Annotated in this window: 23 protein-coding genes and 1 rRNA gene (1 of these 24 running past the window's edge); 7 read left to right on the forward strand and 17 right to left on the reverse strand. The window is 41.0% G+C overall.

Annotated elements, in window-relative coordinates:
- Positions 1 to 1,442, reverse strand: a 16S ribosomal RNA gene (locus A6754_RS00105) (it extends 108 nt beyond the left edge of the window).
- Between the two features lie 293 nt (positions 1,443 to 1,735).
- The gene (locus A6754_RS00110) at positions 1,736 to 1,960 is read right to left on the reverse strand and encodes a hypothetical protein (RefSeq protein WP_066441440.1); all 225 of its coding nucleotides are present in this window, start codon (positions 1,958 to 1,960) and stop codon (positions 1,736 to 1,738) included.
- A 135-nt stretch (positions 1,961 to 2,095) separates the two neighbouring features.
- On the opposite strand from A6754_RS00110, the gene pdaB reads away from it, so the two are divergent.
- Positions 2,096 to 2,848: a polysaccharide deacetylase family sporulation protein PdaB gene (pdaB, locus tag A6754_RS00115; protein WP_066441442.1), complete on the forward strand. Its 753-nt coding sequence runs from the start codon at positions 2,096 to 2,098 to the stop codon at positions 2,846 to 2,848.
- 51 nt (positions 2,849 to 2,899) lie between these two features.
- Here the strand turns inward: pdaB and A6754_RS00120 are convergent, their stop codons facing one another.
- Positions 2,900 to 3,550 carry a KinB-signaling pathway activation protein gene (locus tag A6754_RS00120; protein WP_066441445.1) on the reverse strand — a complete coding sequence of 217 codons (651 nt, stop codon included), beginning with the start codon at positions 3,548 to 3,550 and terminating at the stop codon, positions 2,900 to 2,902.
- Between the two features lie 146 nt (positions 3,551 to 3,696).
- Here A6754_RS00120 and gerD point away from each other — a divergent pair, with 146 nt between their 5' ends.
- Both gerD and A6754_RS00130 read left to right on the forward strand, forming a co-directional pair.
- Complete coding sequence (gerD, locus tag A6754_RS00125) at positions 3,697 to 4,350, forward strand: spore germination lipoprotein GerD (RefSeq protein WP_066441448.1); 654 nt, start codon at positions 3,697 to 3,699, stop codon at positions 4,348 to 4,350.
- A gap of 139 nt (positions 4,351 to 4,489) precedes the next feature.
- Positions 4,490 to 5,848 carry an IS1182 family transposase gene (locus A6754_RS00130; protein WP_066441451.1) on the forward strand — a complete coding sequence of 453 codons (1,359 nt, stop codon included), beginning with the start codon at positions 4,490 to 4,492 and terminating at the stop codon, positions 5,846 to 5,848.
- Positions 5,849 to 6,110: 262 nt separating this feature from the next.
- Here the strand turns inward: A6754_RS00130 and salA are convergent, their stop codons facing one another.
- The 3 genes from salA to A6754_RS00145 all read right to left on the reverse strand — a co-directional run bounded on the left by salA (position 6,111) and on the right by A6754_RS00145 (position 8,636).
- Positions 6,111 to 7,166, reverse strand: a complete 1,056-nt coding sequence (gene salA, locus A6754_RS00135; RefSeq protein WP_066441454.1) for an iron-sulfur carrier protein/transcriptional regulator SalA — start codon at positions 7,164 to 7,166, stop codon at positions 6,111 to 6,113.
- 219 nt (positions 7,167 to 7,385) lie between these two features.
- Entirely contained in the window at positions 7,386 to 8,105 is a 720-nt protein-coding gene (cwlD, locus tag A6754_RS00140) for an N-acetylmuramoyl-L-alanine amidase CwlD (protein ID WP_066441457.1), read from the reverse strand.
- Between the two features lie 87 nt (positions 8,106 to 8,192).
- Complete coding sequence (locus A6754_RS00145) at positions 8,193 to 8,636, reverse strand: YbaK family protein (RefSeq protein ID WP_066441459.1); 444 nt, start codon at positions 8,634 to 8,636, stop codon at positions 8,193 to 8,195.
- 202 nt (positions 8,637 to 8,838) lie between these two features.
- On the opposite strand from A6754_RS00145, the gene A6754_RS00150 reads away from it, so the two are divergent.
- Together A6754_RS00150 and A6754_RS00155 are read left to right on the forward strand one after the other, a co-directional pair.
- The gene (locus tag A6754_RS00150) at positions 8,839 to 9,429 is read left to right on the forward strand and encodes a DedA family protein (protein ID WP_066441463.1); all 591 of its coding nucleotides are present in this window, start codon (positions 8,839 to 8,841) and stop codon (positions 9,427 to 9,429) included.
- A gap of 156 nt (positions 9,430 to 9,585) precedes the next feature.
- Positions 9,586 to 10,263, forward strand: coding sequence for an NAD(P)H-dependent oxidoreductase (locus A6754_RS00155; RefSeq protein ID WP_180320180.1), 678 nt, complete (start codon positions 9,586 to 9,588; stop codon positions 10,261 to 10,263).
- Between the two features lie 163 nt (positions 10,264 to 10,426).
- Here the strand turns inward: A6754_RS00155 and A6754_RS00160 are convergent, their stop codons facing one another.
- The 4 genes from A6754_RS00160 to A6754_RS00175 form a co-directional block, all read right to left on the reverse strand.
- The gene (locus tag A6754_RS00160) at positions 10,427 to 11,062 is read right to left on the reverse strand and encodes a bifunctional 2-keto-4-hydroxyglutarate aldolase/2-keto-3-deoxy-6-phosphogluconate aldolase (RefSeq protein ID WP_066441466.1); all 636 of its coding nucleotides are present in this window, start codon (positions 11,060 to 11,062) and stop codon (positions 10,427 to 10,429) included.
- Positions 11,063 to 11,081: 19 nt separating this feature from the next.
- A complete protein-coding gene (locus tag A6754_RS00165; RefSeq protein ID WP_066441471.1) occupies positions 11,082 to 12,047 on the reverse strand; it encodes a sugar kinase in 966 nt (321 codons plus the stop codon).
- A 231-nt stretch (positions 12,048 to 12,278) separates the two neighbouring features.
- Complete coding sequence (locus tag A6754_RS00170) at positions 12,279 to 14,027, reverse strand: sensor histidine kinase (protein ID WP_066441476.1); 1,749 nt, start codon at positions 14,025 to 14,027, stop codon at positions 12,279 to 12,281.
- Positions 14,014 to 14,724 carry a response regulator transcription factor gene (locus A6754_RS00175; RefSeq protein WP_066441478.1) on the reverse strand — a complete coding sequence of 237 codons (711 nt, stop codon included), beginning with the start codon at positions 14,722 to 14,724 and terminating at the stop codon, positions 14,014 to 14,016. The genes A6754_RS00170 and A6754_RS00175 overlap by 14 nt, the downstream gene beginning before the upstream one ends.
- Positions 14,725 to 14,883: 159 nt before the next feature.
- Between A6754_RS00175 and A6754_RS00180 the strand changes: the two genes are divergently transcribed.
- Together A6754_RS00180 and A6754_RS00185 are read left to right on the forward strand one after the other, a co-directional pair.
- The gene (locus tag A6754_RS00180) at positions 14,884 to 15,573 is read left to right on the forward strand and encodes an ABC transporter permease subunit (protein WP_066441480.1); all 690 of its coding nucleotides are present in this window, start codon (positions 14,884 to 14,886) and stop codon (positions 15,571 to 15,573) included.
- The gene (locus A6754_RS00185; RefSeq protein WP_066441483.1) at positions 15,573 to 16,478 is read left to right on the forward strand and encodes an ABC transporter ATP-binding protein; all 906 of its coding nucleotides are present in this window, start codon (positions 15,573 to 15,575) and stop codon (positions 16,476 to 16,478) included. Before A6754_RS00180 ends, A6754_RS00185 begins: the two co-directional genes overlap by 1 nt.
- 74 nt (positions 16,479 to 16,552) lie before the next feature.
- Here A6754_RS00185 and A6754_RS00190 read toward each other — a convergent pair whose 3' ends face one another.
- The 7 genes from A6754_RS00190 to truA all read right to left on the reverse strand — a co-directional run bounded on the left by A6754_RS00190 (position 16,553) and on the right by truA (position 24,446).
- Complete coding sequence (locus A6754_RS00190; RefSeq protein ID WP_066441487.1) at positions 16,553 to 18,256, reverse strand: NAD-dependent malic enzyme; 1,704 nt, start codon at positions 18,254 to 18,256, stop codon at positions 16,553 to 16,555.
- 163 nt (positions 18,257 to 18,419) lie between these two features.
- Positions 18,420 to 19,763: a 2-hydroxycarboxylate transporter family protein gene (locus A6754_RS00195; RefSeq protein WP_066441490.1), complete on the reverse strand. Its 1,344-nt coding sequence runs from the start codon at positions 19,761 to 19,763 to the stop codon at positions 18,420 to 18,422.
- A 122-nt stretch (positions 19,764 to 19,885) separates the two neighbouring features.
- Complete coding sequence (locus A6754_RS00200; protein WP_066441493.1) at positions 19,886 to 20,593, reverse strand: response regulator; 708 nt, start codon at positions 20,591 to 20,593, stop codon at positions 19,886 to 19,888.
- Positions 20,590 to 22,191, reverse strand: coding sequence for a DcuS/MalK family sensor histidine kinase (dcuS, locus tag A6754_RS00205; RefSeq protein ID WP_066441496.1), 1,602 nt, complete (start codon positions 22,189 to 22,191; stop codon positions 20,590 to 20,592). Before dcuS ends, A6754_RS00200 begins: the two co-directional genes overlap by 4 nt.
- Before the next feature lie 267 nt (positions 22,192 to 22,458).
- Positions 22,459 to 22,851 (reverse strand): 30S ribosomal protein S9, encoded by a 393-nt coding sequence (gene rpsI / locus A6754_RS00210; RefSeq protein ID WP_066441499.1) that lies wholly within the window; start codon positions 22,849 to 22,851, stop codon positions 22,459 to 22,461.
- A 22-nt stretch (positions 22,852 to 22,873) separates the two neighbouring features.
- On the reverse strand, positions 22,874 to 23,311 hold the full coding sequence (rplM, locus tag A6754_RS00215; protein WP_066441500.1) for a 50S ribosomal protein L13: 438 nt from the start codon (positions 23,309 to 23,311) through the stop codon (positions 22,874 to 22,876).
- A gap of 382 nt (positions 23,312 to 23,693) precedes the next feature.
- Complete coding sequence (gene truA, locus A6754_RS00220; protein WP_066441501.1) at positions 23,694 to 24,446, reverse strand: tRNA pseudouridine(38-40) synthase TruA; 753 nt, start codon at positions 24,444 to 24,446, stop codon at positions 23,694 to 23,696.
- Between the last annotated feature and the right edge of the window lie 6 nt (positions 24,447 to 24,452).

Raw genomic sequence — 24,452 nt, forward strand, 5'->3', positions numbered from 1 at the left:
TTCGGGTGTTACAAACTCTCGTGGTGTGACGGGCGGTGTGTACAAGGCCCGGGAACGTATTCACCGCGGCATGCTGATCCGCGATTACTAGCGATTCCGGCTTCATGCAGGCGAGTTGCAGCCTGCAATCCGAACTGAGAATGGTTTTATGGGATTGGCTAAACCTCGCGGTCTTGCAGCCCTTTGTACCATCCATTGTAGCACGTGTGTAGCCCAGGTCATAAGGGGCATGATGATTTGACGTCATCCCCACCTTCCTCCGGTTTGTCACCGGCAGTCACCTTAGAGTGCCCAACTGAATGCTGGCAACTAAGATCAAGGGTTGCGCTCGTTGCGGGACTTAACCCAACATCTCACGACACGAGCTGACGACAACCATGCACCACCTGTCACTCTGTCCCCCGAAGGGGAACGTCCTATCTCTAGGAGTGTCAGAGGATGTCAAGACCTGGTAAGGTTCTTCGCGTTGCTTCGAATTAAACCACATGCTCCACCGCTTGTGCGGGCCCCCGTCAATTCCTTTGAGTTTCAGCCTTGCGGCCGTACTCCCCAGGCGGAGTGCTTAATGCGTTTGCTGCAGCACTAAAGGGCGGAAACCCTCTAACACTTAGCACTCATCGTTTACGGCGTGGACTACCAGGGTATCTAATCCTGTTCGCTCCCCACGCTTTCGCGCCTCAGCGTCAGTTACAGACCAGAGAGTCGCCTTCGCCACTGGTGTTCCTCCACATCTCTACGCATTTCACCGCTACACGTGGAATTCCACTCTCCTCTTCTGCACTCAAGTCCCCCAGTTTCCAATGACCCTCCACGGTTGAGCCGTGGGCTTTCACATCAGACTTAAAGGACCGCCTGCGCGCGCTTTACGCCCAATAATTCCGGACAACGCTTGCCACCTACGTATTACCGCGGCTGCTGGCACGTAGTTAGCCGTGGCTTTCTGGTTAGGTACCGTCAAGGTACCGGCAGTTACTCCGGTACTTGTTCTTCCCTAACAACAGAGTTTTACGATCCGAAAACCTTCATCACTCACGCGGCGTTGCTCCGTCAGACTTTCGTCCATTGCGGAAGATTCCCTACTGCTGCCTCCCGTAGGAGTCTGGGCCGTGTCTCAGTCCCAGTGTGGCCGATCACCCTCTCAGGTCGGCTACGCATCGTTGCCTTGGTGAGCCGTTACCTCACCAACTAGCTAATGCGCCGCGGGCCCATCTGTAAGTGATAGCCGAAACCATCTTTCAGCTTAAGGACATGAGTCCAAAAGCATTATCCGGTATTAGCTCCGGTTTCCCGAAGTTATCCCAGTCTTACAGGCAGGTTGCCCACGTGTTACTCACCCGTCCGCCGCTGACTTCAGGGAGCAAGCTCCCATCTGTCCGCTCGACTTGCATGTATTAGGCACGCCGCCAGCGTTCGTCCTGAGCCAGGATCAAACTCTCCAAGAAAGAGTTGATTAGCTCTTGTGTACATAATGTACATTGTTGATTCCGAAGAATCTTTTTAAACGTTGACGTTTTATTGTTCGTTCAGTTTTCAAAGAGCAATTTTATTAACTCCGCCGCCCAAAAGCGACTTTATTAATTTAACATGTGCTGTCGTTTCTGTCAACAACTTTTTTCATGTTTTTTTTAACAATCAAGTTGTGTGTCAGCAGCGACGTTTATTAATATACCAACTTACTATGATGAAGTCAATAATTTTTATAAAAAAAAATAAAATAGATTATGTATGACGAATATTACTGCTTATAAATACTGCTGCTGCGCGTGTACTTCAAACATTCTTTAGGGGAAGCAATCCGGGTAAACAACTTAAATAATATTTTATACCTCTCGTTCATTGCTCTTTTCACCATAGAATCAATTCTTTCATCCTTCAAATCAAATAAGATTTCATCAAGCTCCCTTTTGATTAAATACTCCATCTCTTGCACTTCTTTTTGATTGATTAGAAATCCGATCATATATCTTCCTCCAGCTCTTTTTAAGTTCTAGTAGTATTTTCCACAAGTACTTTTATTATAAGTATTTTTTGCATTTTCTAGACAAGCACAGCATACATATGTAGCAAGCAACGGAATGGACGAGGTGATAGTTAAATGAATTTTTTCTTTGTACTAAATGGAAAACGTGTAAAACAAATGATTATAATCATGACTGCCGCTTTTTTTACCGCTTGGATTTTTTACTTTCAGAACCTAATTCATATGCCGGCATTCTCCGTTAAGGATGGACCGAAAGCCATCTATAAAGGAGAAAAAAACGTGGCACTCACCTTTAATATTGGCTGGGGCGATGAAAAAGCGGAGCCAATTCTCGATGTCCTGAAAAAAGAAAATGTAAAGGCTGCTACTTTCTTTCTATCTGGAGCTTGGGCAGAGAGCCACCCTGATATTGTGGAGAGAATCGTAAAAGAAGGATATGAAATAGGCATGCTAGGTTATGAATATAAGGACTATACTGAAATCGAGCCTGAAAAAGTCAGGCAGGACATCGCAAAAGCTCAAACAGCTTTTGGCAAATTAAATGTTAAAAATATAAAACTGCTGCGTGCGCCAACAGGACATTTTGACCAAAACACATTAAAAACAGCAGAAGGATTAGGCTATACGGTTGTTCATTGGAGTATTGATTCTAAAGATTGGACGAATCCCGGCTCAGAAGTGATTATTAAAAATACCGGGAAGGCCAAAAAAGGAGACATTATTCTGCTCCATGCTTCTGATTCAGCTAAACAGACAGCTGCTGCCTTGCCCGATGTAATCAAAAACCTTAATAATAAAGGACATAAACTGGTATCTGTATCAGAAATGATTGCCAATGCTGATGCGAAAACCAATGAGATAAAATAATTAAAAAAACTGTTCTCCAGCCGCACTATATTTCTGCAGCTGGAGAACAGTTTATTTTTTTAATGGAATATTCTTTTTCTGATCAAGCTGCTGTCGGTACATCCGAGATTGTTCATTAATTTTCTGCAATATCAATAGCTGGTACGCATTGCAAATAATTAGTGGGAAAATCATCAGCCATACCCAGCTATACTCATTTACTCTCAAAATCGGCACCCATTCAATCGTTGTGACAACAATCATGAAAAATAAAGCTGGTATAAATGTTTCTTTTGTTGAGATTCTCACCTTCAAAAAAGCAGTTATTAACCCTGCTGCCAGCAGCATAGCCGCTAATCCTATATATGGAAGCAAGCTTTCTCCTTGTTCTGCAAATGCATTGTAGCGAAAGTATACAAGGTCAAACAGAACAAATAATATTAAGACAACCTGTACACCGTTCCATAATTTATGGGACTTGAATATTCCAAGGCCAAAACGGTGAATCGTTAAGTATGCAAAAAAGCCCATCTGGCTAATAATACTGAAAATCAGTCCAACGCCAAAAAGCCAAAATAGTACGGAAAGAACCTCAAGAAAATCAAAGGGCATAAAGATTGAAGAGAATTCATCCCAACGCACAATAAATCCAGTGATGCTCGTTACTACTCCCCCAAGTAACAGGGTTGATAAGAATAATTTTACCCAAAGCCGGCTAGTCAATTTATTTTTCCCCCATAGCATTAAATTCCTAATTATGATTGTACCAACCAAACATTGAAAAATCTAGGTACATCATAGTTCACGCATAATATTTGTCCTTTTTCTTCATTCTAATGTTAAGGATAATTGTGAAAGGAGTCTTCAACATGTTAAAAATAGCCCGAATACTATTCCCTCTTCTTTTATTGGCCATAATCTCCGGTTGCGGCCAGGAGGAATCCGGCGGACAAATGGATTATGATCAAACGAAAAAGATGGTTGTAGATATATTGAAAACAGATGATGGCAAAAAGGCGGTTCAAGAACTGCTCGAGGATGAGAAAATTAAGCAAACGCTTATTATGGATGAAGCAATTGTAGCAGAAACCATTCAAACAACTCTCACTTCTAAAGAAGGCACTGAGTTTTGGAAAACTTCTTTTGAAGATCCTAAGTTTGCTGAAAGCATGGCAAAAAGCATGAAAGACGGGAACGAACAGTTACTAAAGGATTTAATGAAGGATCCCGAATATCGCGGCATGATGATTGAAGTTTTAAAAGATCCAGAGCTGCAAAAAGAAGTGACCAATGTTCTAAAAAGCAAAGAATATCGAGAACATTTACAAACAGTCGTAACTGAAACATTCGAAAGTCCGCTGTTTAAGGCAAAACTGCAAGACATTCTCCTTAAGGCTGCAGAAGAAGCCGGCGGGGGTGGCGGTGGTCAAGGAGGCGGCGGCAGCGAAGAGCAGCCAGAGGAAGGCGGAGAAGAAAGTGGTGGAGAAGAAGAGTCTGGCGGTGGCGGCGGTGGCGGCAGCTAAAGCAGCGTAAGTTTGACAGCCTATTCTCAATTAGAGAAAAGGCTGTCTCAGACTGTAGACAAACTCGATGAAAATCGAGTTTGCCTACAGTCTTTTTTGTTTTAGAATAAAAGGAGAATAAGGTTAGAGGTGATGAAAGATGCTTTCCAAACATAATTCGATTCAACGTGATCAGCTTGAAATGGTTACGTTAGATCAACTGGTACCTGAAAACCATTTAGTACGAAAAATGGAGGCTGCAATTGACTTCTCCTTCATTTATGATTTAGTGAAAGATACATATTCAGAAGTAGGTCGTCCAAGTATTGACCCGGTAATTTTAATAAAGCTTACTTTTATTCAATATACCTTCGGTATTCGGTCCATGCGCCAAACCATTGAGGAACTAAAAACAAACATGGCTTATCGCTGGTTTTTAGGATATGGATTTTATGATAAAGTTCCTCACTTCTCTACCTTCGGTAAAAACTATGAGCGTCGTTTTAAAGATACTGATCTATTTGAACAGATCTTCTATCGAATCTTAAAAACGGCCACGGAAAAGAAATTAATTAGCGCTGAACATGTTTTTATTGACTCGACACACGTAAAAGCAAGCGCGAATAAACATAAATTTGCGAAGAAAGTTGTGCGTAAGGAAACACGCGCATATCAAGAACAGCTTCAGACAGAAATCAACGATGACCGTGAAGATCATGGGAAGAAGCCATTTCCACCTGATAAATTTGAAAAAGAGGAAACAAAAGAGATCAAAGAAAGTACCACAGACCCAGAAAGTGGCTACTACGTCAAAGACGAACGCACTAAACAGTTTGCTTATTCGTTTCATGCCGCCTCTGATCGCAACGGATTTATCTTAGGAAATATAGTTACACCAGGAAACATTCATGATAGTGGAATCCTTGAGCCTTTAGTTGAACGAGTGATTGATAGAGTTGGAAAACCTGAAGCCGTTGCCGCAGACGCAGCTTATAAAACACCTGCCATCACGAAGTACTTAATTGAACATGAAATAACACCTGCACTCCCTTATACAAGACCACGTACAAAGGATGGATTCTTCCGAAAGCACGAATATGTTTATGATGAACATTTTGATTGTTATATTTGCCCAGCGGGCAAAATTTTGAACTATTCAACTACCACCAAGGAAGGTTACCGTGAATACAAATCATCGAAACAGACTTGTGGCACTTGTTCATTATTGCACCAATGTACACAGAGTAAGAATCACCAAAAAGTGGTGACCCGGCATATTTGGCAGGAATATGTGGAGGAAGTGGAACATCTTCGCCATCACAAAGATGTAAAACCAATATACGCAAAGCGAAAGGAAACGATTGAACGTGTTTTCGCTGATGCAAAAGAAAAGCATGGAATGCGTTGGACAACGTTAAGGGGACTTAAAAAATTGTCGATGCAAGCGATGCTTACTTTCGCGTCCATGAATTTAAAGAAAATAGCCAACTGGACGTGGCAGGACCCAAAAACAGTATAAATCTTAGGATAGGATAGCTGCATTCTGTCCTCTAAAGGAATAAAAATAGAAAAAAACTTCAAAAGGGGTTCGGAATGAGACCATTCCGAACCCCTTTTGTCTACAATCTGTGACAGCCTATTCTCAATTAGAGAAAAGGCTGTCTCTTTAGGTGTTTCATACATCAGATCCACCACATCAAACCCAAGCTAATAAAAAGGCGCGAAGCTATAACAAGCTCCACGCTTTTTTGCTATTTATATTCATATCCTTATTGCTTTTATTATTTCTCAGTTGCTTCTACAACTTTCTTAGCAATATCTCCATAAATCTTTCCAAGCTTATGGTCTTGATCATATACCGAAGGAGCAAAATCATCCTCATTATAATCCGGCTGTGCTAATGGAAGCTGTCCTAAAACGTCTGTCCGTAATTCTTCAGCAAGCTTCTGTCCGCCCCCTTGGCCAAATACATACTCTTTTTCACCCGTTAGCTTGCTTTCAAAGTAGGCCATATTCTCTACCACGCCTAAAATTTCATGCTCTGTTCTTAAAGCCATTGCTCCTGCCCGGGCAGCTACAAATGCTGCTGTAGCATGCGGTGTTGTAACAACAATTTCTTTACAGGATGGCAGCATTGTATGGACATCAAGTGCCACATCACCTGTTCCTGGCGGCAGGTCAAGCAGCAAGTAATCAAGTTCTCCCCATTCCACCTCGTTAAAGAAACTATTCAGCATTTTGCCAAGCATTGGCCCTCTCCAGATAATAGGAGCGTTATCTTCTACAAAGAATCCCATTGAAATCACTTTTACGCCAAATCTTTCAACCGGAATAATTTGCTCTCCTCTTACAACAGGGCGTTTAGTGATGCCCATCATATCCGGTACACTGAATCCATATATATCGGCATCCACCAATCCGACTTTTTTCCCCAGGCGGGCTAACGATACGGCGAGGTTAACAGAAACGGTTGATTTCCCAACGCCGCCCTTGCCGCTGGCGATCGCAATAAATTGTGTCTTGTTTCCAGGAGATAGCAGGCCAGCTCCACTGTCTGCGTTGGCTTGTCTATATTGAGCAAGAATCTCTTCTGGAAGTTCACTGAAACGAATGCCTACAGTTGCTGCTCCTGCCTCTTTTAAGCGATTGACGATTTCTGTCTGCAGCTGCATCTGTTCGGCTGTTCCCGTTTTAGCAATTAAAATCTTCACACTTACATGTTCTTTTTCTTCTTTTATTTTTATTTCCTCAATTGCATTTAACTCGCCTAATGTTTTATGTAAAAATGGTTCTTTCAGTCCGCTAATTGCGTCTTTCATGCGTTGTTCTGTTAACATCGTAGCCCCTCCTTATGTAATATCACTCTAAGTATTAGCATGGGTAAAATCCATACATTAATTCTACTATAACATGTTTACCCCCATTAAATAGTAAACAAATATCACACTTGTATGAATTATTCAGCAGCTGGTGACATCTTCAATGAAAACGCTATATTAAACTTAACCAAATTAACATCGAAAAGGCGCTCATGATCATGAGCACCTTAACGAAAACTATTCTTCCTCTTCTAATTCTGCTTCGCTTGTAAAGTAGCGGAGAATTCCATTATAAATAGAAGCAGCGACTTTATCCTGATAGTCCTCTGTTTTCAAACGGGATTTTTCCTCAGGATTTGATAAAAACCCGATTTCAACAAGAGCACCTGGCTTTTCAGCATTTTCTACTATATAAACATTATTGATTGGTTTCGCTTTTCTCGTTGTATTCTCGAGGTTTCTGCGCAGCTCATCTTGGATAAACTTCGCTGATCTTCCATTTTCAATCAGGTGATTTGAATAAAAGGTCTGTGCTCCGCTCCATCGCGGCGATGGGATGGAATTAAGATGAATGCTGACATAGAATTCTGCATTAGAATCATTGATTAGCTCCAGCCTCTTTTTGAGATCCTCAACTTTTCTTCTGCTGTATCCTTTTGTACCTTCAGGAGCTAAGTCCCGATCCTCTTCTCGCGTCATAAGTACAAGCGCCCCTTGCTCTTGAAGATAATCTCTTATTTTTAAAGAGACATCTAAAGCAATATCCTTTTCAAGAGCGTCATCATCTCCAGCTCCGCCATCAGGACCTCCATGACCAGGATCTAAAAGGATAATCTTCCCTGTTAAAGGTAAGTTCCACGATTCCCAGGAGTCATCCTCAGAGAAATCGTATTGCAGAATAAAAAACAAAATGGTTAAACCAATAATAAATGCGCCAGCTTTTATTTTTTTATTCATATAAGCCACATCAACTCCCCGCTTGTCCTCCATTCAATATATGGGACAAGGCGGGGAATTAGAACATGAAAACAAGAGTGCTTCTAGTTAATGCAGACGAAGCTTCTGTCTGCGCTGCCCTTTGTTAAACCCTTCATGCCACCAGCTGTTGACATATTGCTCGCACAAATAATAAAGGGATTCACTCATTGCCCCTTCCTCCCCGTGACTCCAGTATAGAAAGAAGTGATAGAGCGTATCAGTAAAATGGAGCCGTTCTTCACTGCAGCGTTCCATGACTTGTTCATTTGTTTCTCCATGCATGCCAAACCGGCTGTACTGAGCACCAAGTAAATACGCTTCAATGGCTACATCATAACAAGCTTCTTCGATTCCTGCGTTCATGAGTAAATTTGATACCAATCTGGATGATCCAAAAAAATGTTTTACCTTTTCTTTTAATTCCTTTATAGACAGTTCCTTCAGAACCGATTTCTCGTATTTGACTTGCTTTTCTCGTCTTTTTTCTGTAAATGTTGTGATCACAGTCAAATGCATTCACCCCTTGAAGATATTCTTTAACTGTTCTTAGACAGCCATGCAGAAATCAGCATTGATTCGTTTGCCATTTTTCTGCGATTCTTTTCCAATGTAAAAGCATGGGGTTATAGGTAAATACTATAGAGAAAGATGGACTTATGATATACTTATGTCTTGGTTATAAATAAATTGACTATTTGGAGGAGGTGTCCGGTTGGAAGCTCTGATCTTAGAAATGATTGAGGCTTTTAAAGGATTATCTTACTTTGGCATCATGCTGGCCTTAACATTTGAATTTGTTCCAGCTGAGCTTGTACTGCCGCTAGCTGGCTTTTGGGTATATGAAGGGGACATGAATTTATATGGAGCGATTATTGCCGGTTCCATCGGCGGTGTTCTCGGTCCATTGACATTATATGCATTAGGCCGATATGGCGGCCGTCCGGTTGTTTTAAAATTTGGAAAGTATTTTCTAGTAAAAGAAGAGCATATTGATAAAGCGGATGAATTTTTTGCAAAGTATGGGGGAGCAGTTGCCTTTTTAGGACGATTTATTCCTGGGGTGCGCACAGCTATTTCCATTCCATGCGGGATGGCTAAGATGAATATTTGGAAATTCATCATCTATACATATGTTGCCATGCTTCCTGTCACAGCCATTTACGTTTATTTAGGCTATGCTTTAGGGCCGCAATGGGAAAGAGCTGGAGCCATCTTTGCTCAGTATGCGAACTATCTTCTGATCCCGATTGCGCTATTCCTTATTTGGTTCGTGTTTACAAGACTCCGGAAGAGAAAAATCTAAGGTTTATTATCTTAAATAACAACAATAGCGGCTAATTTGCCGCTATTTTTATTTTACTTATGCAGATTAGAAAACAGTTATGCAAAATACTGCCTGCAACATAAAATGTGTGCACTGTATTATACTTTTGTTAATCATCAAAAAGGAGTGAAATAAATGCAACACAAACCAAGTATCCGTAAAGAAGACATCCTAAATGCGTTCCAATTTCGCCATGCATGCAAGGAATTCAATCCGGCACAAAAAATTACAGAAGAGGATTTTGCATTCATTCTAGAAACTGCAAGACTCTCTCCATCCTCATTCGGCTTTGAACCTTGGAAATTTGTTGTTCTGCAAAATGAACAGATAAGAGAAAAGCTGCGAGCTGTTTCCTGGGGTGCACAAAAAACACTTCCAACAGCCAGTCACTTCGTTCTTATTCTGAGCCGAGTAAAACAAAGTCTTACTCCAGAATCTGATTATATCCAGCATATCATGAAGGACGTCCATCAAATGCCGCCCGAAGTTGTTAAAGGGATTGGTGGAGCCTACTCCAACTTTATCGAAAATGAATTTAAGCTTAATGCCTTTGACGAACTGTTCTTTCAGTGGGCATCAAGACAATCGTATATTGCTCTCGGAAATATGATGACGGCCGCAGCCATGATTGGCGTTGACTCATGTCCAATTGAGGGCTTTGATAAAGGAAAAGCAGAGGTTATTTTAAAAGAAGAAGGCATCCTAACCGACGACTTCGGTCTCTCCTGCTTCGTTGCATTCGGCTATCGCGCACAAGATCCGCATCGCCCAAAATCCAGACAGCAGGCAGAGGATATTATTCATTGGGTATAAAATAAAGAAAGGCTCGTTAGTCACATTTAATGACCAACGAGCCTTTTACTTTAATAAATGGAAGAATAGCGAAAAAATAACAAATAGCTGTACAGCAACTCTTTGGGATCTTACTTATACTTCCAGGCAATCCGGTTATAAGTACGGCTTGCACACGAATCCACTAGTTTATTTTTTCAACATATTGGCGAGCCAATTCTGTCACTTTCTGATAATCTCCATCCGCTTTTGCTGCGTTGACTAGGTTTCCTCCTACTCCAACAGCCACACAGCCATTATCAAGCCACTCTTGAATATTATCCAGACTTACTCCGCCTGTTGGCATAATATTTACATGAGGCAATGGAGCTTTTACTGCTTTAATATAATCCGGTCCCACCAAGCTGCCAGGGAAAAGCTTAATCACATCTGTCCCATAAGTCAGTGCTTCCTGCATTTCAGTGATGGTTACGCATCCTGGCATATACGGAATGCCATATAAGTTACAAAGCTTCGCAACTTGTTTGCTGAAAGCAGGACTGACAACAAATTCACTTCCTGCCATAATCGCTAATCTTGCTGTTGTCTCATCCAATACGGTGCCGGCCCCAACAACCACTCTGCTGTCATCTTTATATTCAGAGACCAGTGATTTAATAGCATCCTCTACACCAGGGATTGTGTATGTCAGCTCCACGCACGTGATTCCACCTTCAATACAGGCTTTTGTAATCTGTATAGCCTCTTCAGAAGAATCTGCGCGGATGACAGCGACGATTTTTGATTGTGCAATCTGCTGCAAGGTATTTATTTTTTTCATTTACTTTCATTCCTTTCTATTAGTTTGCTGTTTTCATAGAACCTGCGGATTGAATAAAATGCTCTAACTTCTCTCTTGTCGGCAGGCCTTCATTATCTCCAGGAGAGCTGAGCTGAATGGCACCAATGGCATTACCGCGTATGACACTATCTTCAATAGACAATCCTTCTGATAATCCGCTGATCACTCCAGCTGCAAATCCATCTCCTGCTCCAACAGTGTCAATAATTTCATCCACTTTAAAGCCTTTAATATACGTTCCTTCATAATCCTGCCCTTTGGCATAGGCGCCTTTTTCCCCAAGCTTAATGACAACGAGCTTTACACCTTTATGAAGATAGTAGTCAGCGATTTCCTCTGGTGTATCAAAGCCTGTTAAAATTTTTCCTTCTGAAATGCCTGGCAGAACCACATCGCATTTAGCAGCTAGGTCATTAATGCTTCGAACCATCTCTTCTTGACTATTCCATAAATTTGGACGCAGATTCGGATCAAACGTTATGGTAGCCCCGGCTTTTCTGCCTTCTTCTGCAAAAAAGTGAGAAACAGCTTTTGTCTCAGAGGAAAGTGCCAAAAATACACCCGTTAGATGCACAACATCAAACTTAGTGAAGTCTACCTCCTTAAATTGATCCAGTCCAATTCTGGAAGCGGCACTTCCTTTACGGAAACTGGCGACATGAGGATCTCCTTCTGTCACCTTTTCTTTCATCTGCAAGCCTGTAACATAGTCATTGCTCTCAAAAACGAATGAACTGCTTATATGTTCACTTTCAATAAATCTTTTAATCGATTTGCCTAAAGGATCATTTCCCACTTGAGTGGCATAATACACCTCATGGCCAAGTCTCGCCATGCCAACGCTTACATTTAGCTCTGCTCCAGCAATCGAGCGCGTAAATTTCTGCACCTTTTCCAGCGGGCCAAATTCATCTGAAACAAACAAGCCCATTGCTTCGCCGATTGTTACGATCCTCTTCCCCATTTTATATCCACCTCACTGATTTAACTCCATACTTCTTATTGCATTTATTTTTTCACATACACATCGTTTCATATTATGGAACAATGTTCCGTAAATTAATTATACATTGCCTCTATTTAATGGTCAATGAGAAAAAGGCTGCAGATATTTTCTTATGCAAATGAAAGAGACACTGTTTGACTGCTGATTTTTCTTCGTCAGTCATTCAATGTCCCCATCAGAAGCTGGTATTCACGGCTTATACTCTTTTGCATTCTCCATTGCCGGAATTAAGATCCGAATGAATGTCCCTTTATTCGGCGTACTGTTTACTTGAATGGTGCCATCATGCAGTTGTACAAGTTGTTTGGCAATCGCCATGCCAAGCCCTGTTCCCATACTCGTATCACTTGTATTAGTGCCCCGGTAGTACCGCTGAAATAGCTTATCAAGTGTTTCCTGATCCATGCCAACTCCATCATCTTCAACTTTAATCACAATAAAATGCTGTTCTATCAAAGAAACTGAAACAGTAATAGATGTATGAGCAGGGTTATATTTAATGGCGTTTTGAATTAAATTGTCGAGGATCCGCTGAAACCACTTGGGGTCAATATGAGCTGATATTCTCTTAGGAGAAGGATTAAATAGCAGGTTCAGGTCCTTGTTGTTTGGATCATTAACAAAATAAATGATGGTTCTGCGGATAAATTCATTTAGATCCACTTCTTCTTTTACAATAGGGAGTGCCTGATTCCGCAGCCGGTAAGTCAGTGTCAGGTCCTCAAGCAATTCCATCATATAAGCTGACTTGTCAGTGATAATTTCTCCAAACTCCTTTGTTTCCTTTTCAGACCAAGAATAATTTGGCGATTTAAGCATTTGAGAGTAACCTGCTATGGACGCAAGCGGAGTTTTTAAATCATGTGATATCCCGCTGATCCACTCTTCTCTTGTCTTCGTCATTTTCAGCCGCTCAGATTCATTATCTTTTAACGTTTTCGTAAGCTGATGAAGAGCCAGAATAAAATCTTTATATAATCGGTATTTCTTTTTTAGCTTTCCCTTTTTATTCATCAGGACAGATTGCTGATGGAGATCCTGTGGTTCTTCAAAAATACCATCACCAAGATTTTTGATCCATTTCATCATTGTAATCAGCGGAATGCCAAATTTGCGCGCATACCAGAACGTTCCCAATAGAAGCAATAAAAACAGAATCACAAAGGCAATCAGAAAACTTTGACTGATATGTTTATAGAAGCTCTCATCAATGGATGCTGCTGGGTCATTGTGACCTATGCCTACGATAAGCGTTTGTCCTGTCTCTTCATGGAAGTAAGCACTCGCTGAATTTTTGTCGTGTTCTGCGATGATAGAAAGTTCCTCAAAACTGTAATGATTAGGCTGTGCTTCTGCTGCAAATTCATCCACGACCTCGCCAGCTGGATTGATAAGTTGAACCCAGCTGTGTTCTTTATTCAATTTGTCTATTGCACGATCCGTTAAGTTTAGTTTCTGTTGATCCCACTCTGCCAGCATTTTGGTCTCTGTTAGCAGATCTTGTAATGCAGTTCCTCTTCTGACCAATAAATAGTAGGGGTCCATATCCTTCCAATCAACCAGATCAATAAATGAATGTTCCCCTGTTTCTCCTAAAATTAGTGAAGCTAATTCACCTTGCTCTATCTGAGAAGGATCTGTTTCTGACGAAGGATAAGAACCAGCAATTTGACCTTCTGCTGTGAAAACGATTAGTTCCATATCCTGATTTTTTACCAGCTGCTTCAACTTGTCATTAAACACAGCCTTTCCATCTTTCATAGAGATGGCCTCTGAAAAATAAAACGAATCACCATTGGACAAATCCTTCTCAATGTCAGCGCTGCTAATCGAAAAGCCAATCATTCCCCAGATCGCTATGAATAAAAGAAGCAGCAGAATAAAGCCTATTATAATCTGAAATAAAAACTGGACAATAAAACGTCTATAAATGTTCATGACGAGCCCCGTCCGGAACAAATTTATAACCGAGTCCCCGGACCGTTACAATGTACTTAGGTTTACTTGGGTTCTCTTCAATCTTTTCACGAAGCTTTCTAATATGTACCATAATCGTATTATCCTCGCCTAGAAACGCTTCGCCCCACACTCGTTCATAGAGCTGGCTTTTGCTGAACAGCTGGTTCGGATGCTTACAAAAGAATAGCAGCAGCTGATATACTTGTGCAGGCAACTCAACCTGTTTCCCTTTTACTTTTACTTCTCCAGACGAGGCATTTACAGCCAAATATCCAAATTGATAGTTTGTTTGAGCAGGGATTGTTCTTAACGTATTCCTGCGCAGGTGAGCTTTCACTCTCGCTACAACTTCCAATGGATTAAACGGTTTTGTAATATAGTCATCAGCTCCCAGAGCAAATCCTGAAAGTTTATCTAAATCAGTTGATTTTGCTGTTAAAAAGAAAATCGGAGCATCCGTCGTTTCTCTAATTAAAGGACAGATTTCGAAGCCGCTTCGATTCGGCAGCATTACATCAAGCAGAATCAAATCGTATCGTTTCATCTTACAAAGCGATAATGCTTCCTCTGCTGTACCTGCCGTATCAATATGTTTAAAGGATTCTTTTGTTAAAATGATTTTTAGCATTTGTACAATGGCTTTTTCATCATCGACAATTAATATATGTTCTTGCATACATTTTTCACCTCTTTTACTTACATCCCCATCTTACCATTAGATGTGATTTCGGATGGAAGAATTAAGGTTGAATTAAGGTGAAGTTTCTTCTTACATAAGATTGAGTCCTTATACTGAATATCAATTACACATTTGTGAAGGGAGTATTAAAAAATTATGTTTGTAATCAGCAAAAGGGAGTTTTTCAGTTTATTTAAAAGTATAAAATCCATTATTATCATCGCAATTTTATTGGCAACTGCTTATTATTCATCCAAATTCTCAAACGCATTAACGAATCTCGTAGATTTTACTGCAGATGAAATGAATTATGTTCATACAATTGGACTGCTTTCATTATTGCTATTGTTTGGGCAGTTATTTGTATTAGGACTTTCACATGATTGCATCAATAGAGAAACACATGAGCGGACGATGCGTTTTTTAGTAACAAGAACATCGAGATTGTCTATTTTGTTCGGAAAATTTTTGGGAATCGTTCTCTTCTGGACAGTCTGTGTCACCATTTCGTTTTTGATCATCAGCATTTTTGCCAGGCAGTTCGATTTTTTCAGCTTTTTTCAAGTCATGAGCCTCTTAATTTACCAGATTTCATTGACGATTCTGCTTTCTACAATCATTCCGAAACCAGGCATAACCATGTTTCTTGGTATTCTGCTTGGGATCGCTTTTCCGATTTTCGGGATGTGGATTACGTTTACGTCAAATGAATGGGTAAGCTGGCTTAAGTATATCACTCCATTTTACTATTTAGAACATGATAACTATTTATTCTTGATTATTAACCTGCTGGCGGCATTTCTGCTATTTATCTCAGCTGCCATTTTTACAAGGAGGGAATTTTAATGATTGCGATTGAAACGAATCAGTTAAGAAAGTCATATGGAGCACATCAAGTAGTGAAGGGAATTGATCTGGTTATAGAAAAGGGCGAGGTTTTTGGTTTTCTTGGCCGCAATGGTGCCGGAAAATCAACCTTCATTAATATGCTGACAGGCATTATCCGGCCGACATCCGGCACCTTTTCGCTGCTTGGCGTCCATGGTTCTGTTGAGAAAGTAAAGAAACGCGTTGGTGTAATGCCTGACTACTCTACTTTTTATGAATCTTTAACGGCATTTGATCATTTAAAGTTTCTGTCTGCACTTTCTGGTAAACCTACTGGGAAACAACATTGTATGGCGGTCTTGCGGTCTGTCGGATTAGATGAGCATGCACATGTTAAAACCTCTAAATTTTCTTTTGGCATGAAAAAGAAGCTCGGTATTGCCCAGGCAATCATTCATGACCCGGAGCTCATTTTTCTCGATGAACCAACGTCTGGATTAGATGCAGAATCTGTTCTTCATATTCATAAGCTGATTCGTGATTTAAAAGAGCGTGGAAAGACTATTTTTATGACCTCCCACAATTTAGATGAGGTAGAAAAAGTGTGCACCCGAATTGCCATCATGAAAGAAGGAAAGGTTGGCAAAATTGGTACGATGGAGGAGCTGCGGACTTTTTACCGTTCCACACTGACTGTAACGGTTAAGCATTCTCCTATGTCTAAAGGAGATCAGCATACAATGATGGAATGGCTGCAATCAGTTGGCACAGATGTTTCTGCTGCTGATTCACAAGTCACACTTACCCTTGATCACGAGAAAAAAATTGCAGAAGTCATCCGTGCTTTTAATCAGAAAAAAATCGATGTGTACCGTGTCAGTGTTGATGAACCTTCGCTTGAGGAGATATTTTTAGAAGAGTAAAAGGTGCCAAAATTTAAAAGATCCCCATTAAGGGGATCTTTTAAATTTTTCAGCATCAAGGTGAAGTGTAGTTATTAAATTCTCGTCCAAACTCCAACACTTCTGATTTCTTTATATTCTGGTTCCCATACGGCATCGTTTACAGCTTTAGCAGGATCTGTTATTTCTGCTTTTGCAATTCCCTCTTCCATTGCTGCTTTTGCTACTTGAACTGCCACATAAATCGATACTTCATGCAAATGCTCAATAGACGGAAGAAGAGATGCACCAGGCTGACTGCTGTCAGACATTTCGGCAACGGCATTTGAAGCGGCAACGAACATCCCTTTTGAAATAACTTCGGCTTTAGCCACTATCGCTCCAAGTCCCAGCCCAGGGAATACAAATGCATTGTTCGACTGACCAATTTCATATGAGATTCCATTATATTCTACATTATTAAACGGACTGCCAGTGGCAATGAGCGCTTTTCCATCTGTCCATTTAATCAGGTTTTCAGGTACAGCTTCTGCAAGAGAAGTCGGATTAGACATTGGCATGATGATTGGGCGTTCCACATGCTTTGCCATCTCTTTAATAATCTCTTCTGTAAACGCACCCGCTTGTCCAGAAGTACCAATTAAAATCGTAGGCTTTACTCTCTGCACCACTTCTTTTAAAGTGATAAGTCCTTCCTCATTACGGTCCCAGCCTTTTACTTCTGCAGCTGATCTGACATAAGGCTTTTGGAAGTCAAAAACATCTGGTGTTTCATCTGTCAGCAAGCCTCTATAATCAATAGCCCAGAACTGGCCATATGCCTCTTCTTTTGTCAGTCCATCAAGAATCATGGCATCAGCGATTTGATCAGCATTTCCAATTCCAGCAGCTCCTGGTCCAAAGACCACAACGCGCTGATCCTTCATAGAAACTCCTGTGACTTTCAACGCTGACATAATTGCAGCAAGTGTAACAGCACCTGTGCCTTGAATGTCATCATTGAATGTAAGAATTTTATCACCATATTTATCTAAGATTTTACGGGCATTTACATTGCCAAAGTCCTCCCAATGAAGAAGAACTTCTGGAAAATGAGATCTGGCAGATTCGATAAACAAGTCAATAAATTCATCATAGCGCTCTCCGCGGACACGAGGAAATTTATTCCCAACATATAGAGGATCAGCAATTAATTCCTGATTGTTTGTACCTACGTCAAGGACAACCGGCAGAACACGGCTAGGGTCAATTCCAGCAGCTGCTGTATAAACAGCAAGTTTTCCGATTGCAATATTAATGCCGCCTACCCCTTGGTCTCCGATGCCAAGTATACTTTCGGAGTCTGTAACAACGATTAAATCGATTCCATCTTTAGGCTGTCCAAGATTTTGAAAAGCTTCTTCAATTCCCTTTGGATCATCAATAGAAAGGTATAAGCCGCCTGGGCGACGGTAAGTATGTGAATACGACTGAATCGCATCGCTGACCGTAGGAGTATAGATAATCGGCAGCATTTCTGCTAAATGCTCTTTTAAAAGCCGATAGAATAAAACAACATTACGGTTATATAAATCATATAGCAGTCCATTTTTGAATAAATTAGTCGTTCTCATGGAGTATTGCTCATAAGCTCTGCTCACTTGTTCCTCTAATGTAAGCACCTGTGATGGCAGCAGTCCATTTAGACCCAGATCTTCTCTTTCCTCTTTTGTAAATGCAATCCCTTTATTCAAATAAGGATTAGAGAGAATTTCTTTACCTTTTAATGGTGTGATAATAATATCCTTAGAAGCACTCATGAAATTTCCTTCTTTCTTTATAATAAGGTTGTCTATTATCTTATTTTAACATGTTCATAACCTTTGAATTCTACTTATAGGTAATTAACTTATTTATATTGTTTTTTGACTAAACAAAGCAGACAGTGTGAATGCTGCCTGCTTTGCATTTGTCTTTTTAAGATTAGCTTACCAGTTTTAAAAGCATGATCGCAAGAATGACAGTAGCTGCACCGCCAAGCCTTGTCGCAATTTGTGCAAAAGGCATTAATGACATACGGTTGGATGCAGAGAGAATCGCAACATCTCCAGTTCCGCCAAGTCCGCTATGACAGCCTGTAACAATAGCCGAATCAATTGGGTGCATGTTCATAAGCTTTCCGACAAAGTAACCCGTTGCAACCATAGCAACAACGACCGCCACACAGACAACAATGTATGAAGGAGTAACAATCTTTACAACATCTTCTAACGGAATGTACAAAAGACCAAGACCCACCATTAATGGCCACGTTAAGCTTGAAGACACAAATTTATACATATGGTGTGCACCTTGTTCGATTTTTGCCGGCACAAGTTTGAAGCTCTTAACCAATGCAGCAGCAACAATCATTAATACAGGACCAGGCATTCCCAGCACCATATGGCCAAGTCCACCCACAATAAAGAATGTACATGCAACTAATAGACCTGCACCCATTAATGGAAAATCAACTGGTTTATTAATCGTCGTTGATTCTGTAATGCCATCTCCGCCTTTTGATTTAACGAGAGTACCATTACCAGTTAAGTGCGGTTTCTTGGTTCCTAAGCGGGAAAGAAGACCAGCACATATGATGGCTGCGATATTGCCGATGACCGCTGCCGGGATTAACTGTCCAACAAATGTTTCTGCATCAGCACCTAAAACCTGCCCATAGCCAATGGAGAGCGGCAGTATCCCTTCACCAATTCCTCCACCGATAATTGGTACGACGATAAAGAATAATGTGTGCTTCGCAGAATAGCCGAACAGCATACCAACAAGAACTCCTGCACCAACAGAAGCAAGCGTACCAAGAACAAGCGGTACAAACATTTTTGAGAAACCTTGAAGAAGCACTTTGCGGTTCATGCCAAGAATACTTCCGGCTACAAGGATTGAGATATAAAGATATAGAAAGTTCGATGATTTCATTAATTGAGTTACTGCTGTCATGCCTGTTTCATTAATAAGATTAAAATACGCTAATATGGATGGTACGAGCAAAGCCATAATAGCAGGTCCGCCAATATCCTTTAAGACTGGAATTTTCATCCCGATTTCTCCCAGCAGAATCCCCATTGTAATAATAATGGCGAAGCCGCCGATCATGTCTGTAGGCAATACTTCGTATACTGTAGCAAGATAAACCACTGTAGCGATACAAAGATAAAGCGGTAATGGAATAACTCCGATATTTATATGAAGTAAATTAAATTTACTTTTTGCACCAGAACCTCCAGGAATAGGAGTAAGCGATTCCAATTTCTTAGCTGTTTGTGCCATACATAAATCCCCCTTTGATTTGTTACTGGTTCATCATAGTATTTAGTAAACCGTTTTCAAAGATTATGAAAGTTAATTCTTTCTTTTTGTAAATAAAAAAAGTAAGCAGCAAAATGCACTGCTTACAAAAAGTTTTTTATTAGATGCTCTTTAAAGCGGTTGTATTCATGCTGATAAACAGGCCTGCCGATCGTCCCGTAAATCACCTTTACATCCAGAATGCCGATTTCCTTTAGAAAGTTAAGATATTTTCTTGCTGACACTCTTGATATACCTACATGATTTGCCACCTCATCAGTAGAAAAAGCTTCATCCTTCAAACCCTGAATCGATTCCCATACTTGCTTTAATGTATCTTTCGTCAGTCCCTTTGGGAGCTCTTCTGCTATGGCACTTTCTTCTCTATTTAAAAGTAAATGATCAAGTTCCTGCTGACTAACTGCTTTCTGCTTATGAGCCAGCAGTGTTTTTTGCCGGTAACTTGTAAGTGCAGCATTGAATCTCTCAAACTCAAACGGTTTAATTAAGTAATCTGCCACTCCATACCGCAATGCTTTTTGAATACGTTCCAAATCCGATGCAGCAGAAATAATGATGACGTCTATTTCAAGCTCATTTTTTCTTAAATATGTCAGCAGTTCCAGTCCTACCTTCCCAGGCATAAAAAGATCTAACAGAATCAGCTGAATGTCATTGATCTCCAGCAAATGAACCGCTTCATCGACTGAGCCTGCGGTTGCTGCTAACCGAAAACCTTCAATCTTTGAAAGATATTGCTTATTAATTTCCGCTACCATCGGATCATCTTCCACAATCATGACTGAAATCATACTGATTCACCTTCTTCCTTGTACGGGATATATACAGCAAAATTCGTCCCCTTGCCTATTTTAGATGAGACAATTAAATCTCCTTCCAGCCTTTCAATTGCCTGCTGCAGAAGATAGAGCCCGAGCCCGCGGTTTTTACCTTTTGTCGAGAACCCCTTTTCAAGAATCTGATCCTGAATGGCTTGTTCCATGCCCTTTCCTGTATCCTTAACCTCGACTGTTAAAATCTCCTCTGCATAATCCAGCATTAGTTCAACTTTTTTATTGGGACGATCTGCAACTGCCTCTAAAGCGTTATCGATTAGATTCCCTATAATAGTGATGAGTTCATTCGTTGTTTTCGAAGTGGCTGGCTTCGGGATTTTATTCGTACATTCAATGGATAGGGAAGCACCGGATTCTCTTGCAAAGCTAAGCTTTCCAATTAGGAACCCCGCGAGTACAGGATCAAGAACCATTTTCGTAACAAAACCAACTTCCGTTTCTCGGTGACTGACTGTCTCACTCACATAATTAGTGAGTGTCTCATACTGCTCTGTGCGGACCAGCCCCAGAATAACATGAAGTTTATTCATAAATTCATGTGCCTGTGCACGGAGAGCATCAGCATAATTACGGACACCCGTGAGCTGTTCAGCAAGAAGCTGAACCTCTGTTTTATCCCGAAATGTAGCGATTGCTCCTACCGGCTGGTTATCAACAACTACTGGAACTCTGTTAACGAGAATGGTGACTCCATTTAACTTTTGCTCTTGGTCCAGCTCCGTTTCCCCCGATTTGATAATGCGCGTCAACCTAGTCTCTGGCAGATAATTTTCAATACGCTGGCCCATAGGGTTTCCTTCAATGCCCGCTTTTTTAAAAAGCCTCGAGGCTGCTCGATTCACTAAAGTAATTCTCCCTTCCTGGTCAATTGCGATAATCCCTTCTCTTACTGACTGGAGCATAGAACTCCGCTCTTCCAGGAGCTTTGCAATCACAGATGGTTCAAGCCCTAAAAGGATTTTTTTAATATACTTTGCCAGCCCTACTGCACCGATAATGCCGATCAAGATGCCAATTAGAGTACCGATCACCATAACCATTTGACCTTTATGTACGGCCTTTGTAACGGTATCTAATGAAATTCCAACCGCTGCTGCCCCAACTTGAATGCCCTGCGCATTTTTAATAGGAGTAAACGCCCTTAACGACGGACCGAGTGAACCTTTTGCGGTCGACACATACTCTTTTCCCTGGAGAACTGGCCCTTCATCTCCTCCCCTAAAATGCCTGCCAATTTCGTTAGGATCAGGATGGGAAAGGCGGATTCCCTCCATATTCATTACCACAACAAAGTTAACCTCTGTCAGTTCTTTGATTTCACTGGTAAATGGCTGAACATTTCCCTGATTCGTTGGTTCTTCAAGTGCACCGATGACTTGAGGACTGATTGCCACCATCCTTGCCACATTTAGCGCCTTGTCTTTCTGTGTATCTTCAACACTGGAGGTAATCCCTCTGCTAATGAGCAAATCCGTTATCCCAAGTGACAGCGCCACAACGATGCATACAAATAGAATAATGGCCGCTTGTAAACTAATCTTAGGCTTTTTCATAACAACCTCCAGGCAAGTATTATTTATATTATGGATAAAATGGCAGATTAAATGAGAGGAGACTGCTAAGCTTAATGGGCTTAAGCAGTCTCCTCTTGTGAATCCAAATAAACGCAAAAGAAAAACATGCTAACTTTTATTATAATATTTGCCGTTCAAAGGAAAGCTTTTTGTAAGTAAAAAAAGCAGCGACCTATGCTGAATGAAATCTCTTATATTAAAAAAAGACCCCCAACCAAATGGTTGAGAGCCTTTTGAAACGTAAAATTAACGTTTTGAGAACTGAGGTGCACGACGAGCGCCTTTAAGACCGTATTTTTTACGTTCTTTCATACGAGCGTCACGAGTTAATAGTCCAGCACGCTTAAGTGTAGGACGGAATTCTGGATCAGCTTGAAGCAATGCACGAGAGATCCCGTGACGGATTGCACCTGCTTGACCAGTGTACCCACCACCATTAACATTTACATGAATGTCATAGCTGCTTACTGTTTCAGTAGCAACAAGTGGCTGCTTTACAACTTCACGAAGAGCTGCAAATGGGATGTAGTCAGTGATTTCACGACCATTGATGATGATGTTTCCGTCGCCTGGAACTAAACGAACACGTGCAACGGAGCTTTTACGACGACCAGTACCAATATATTGAACCTGTGCCAAGATAATAACCTCCCTTTAAAAATTATCCACGAAGTTCGTAAACTTCAGGTTGTTGAGCTTGGTGCGGATGCTCGCTACCAGCATATACATTTAACTTCTTGAAAATTTGACGGCCAAGAGAGTTCTTTGGAAGCATGCCTTTGATTGCAAGCTCTAACATTCTCTCAGGGTAGTTCGTACGCATTTCAAGAGCAGTTCTAGACTTTAATCCGCCTGGGTGCATGCTGTGACGGTAGTAAATCTTGTCAGTTAGCTTTTTACCAGTTAAGTGGATTTTTGAAGCATTGATAATAATTACATGATCACCTGTGTCAACATGCGGTGTAAAAGTTGGTTTATGTTTACCACGTAGGATTGATGCAACTTCACTAGAAAGACGACCTAAAGTTTGTCCTTCAGCATCAATCACGTACCATTTACGTTCGATATTATTTGAATTCGCCATAAACGTTGTACGCATCGATATTCCCTCCTAATAATTCCATTATTCATTCGTTTTTTGGTTTCATATATCACACAATAAGTTCCGGGGCTTATCGTGGGTTTAATAACAATACCATATGCTATAATATAACTTTGGGAGAACAATGTCAAGAAAATGTTACACCTGGATTAGTTGTTTTAGAAAACTTTTTTACAAGAAAAGCGCAAGCGCCTTGCTCAGCCCCGAAAAGCTTAAGACGAGCCAGGCAGAAGGTCGTTCTTTGACCTTTTGACTGGATTGGCTTAAGACCTCGAGGGGCTAGGCGCTGGAGCTGGACATTGTTCTAAGTCCAAAAATTTTATGCTTGCTTATCTTTATATAAAAGTCCCATCACAACGCCGCCTAGCGGTTCTTTCTACTATTTCCCATCATTTTCATAAAAAACTTTCCATAAATATAATCCTTGCGGAGGTGCTGTTTTCCCCGCTCTCGTGCGATCTTTTGCCTCAAGAATTGCCGGTATTTCATCTGCCGGCAGCTGTCCATTCCCAACCGCCAACAAGGTGCCCGTTAAGATTCTGACCATATTATATAAAAAGCCATTTCCTTTAAAACTGAAGATCAGCAGATCTCCATCTTCCTTAACGTCAATCGAGGTAATTCTGCGCACTTTATCTTCCACTTCTGTTTTAGCAGAACAAAAGCTTGTAAAATCAAATTCACCGATTAGATATGGGATCGCCTTCCTGATGGCTGACACATCCAGCTGATATGGATATAGCGATGCATAGTTGCGCTGAAACGGATCTCTCTGTGCCCTTCTCTGGACAAAATAGCGATACTCCTTGCCACTTGTATCAAAACGGGCATGAAAGGTGTCAGACGTCCATTCTGTGCGTGTGACGGCAACATCAGCCGGCAGCAGCGCATTAAGTGCAATCGTCCATCTATCTTCCGGGATTTCCAGCGGCGTATCAAAGTGGAAGACCTGCCCTTTTGCATGTACCCCAGCATCGGTACGGCCGGATGCTGTTATTTTCACTTCAGCACCTTTATGAAGCTTTGTCAGTGCTTCTTCGATCACCCGCTGCACTGTACGTTTGCCCGGCTGCACCTGATAGCCGGCAAAACTAGTGCCATCATATGAAACTGTACATTTCATTCTTTTCATGAATAT

This window comes from Cytobacillus gottheilii, from assembly GCF_001636345.1.
GTDB classification, from domain to species: Bacteria; Bacillota; Bacilli; order Bacillales; family Cytobacillaceae; genus Cytobacillus; species Cytobacillus gottheilii.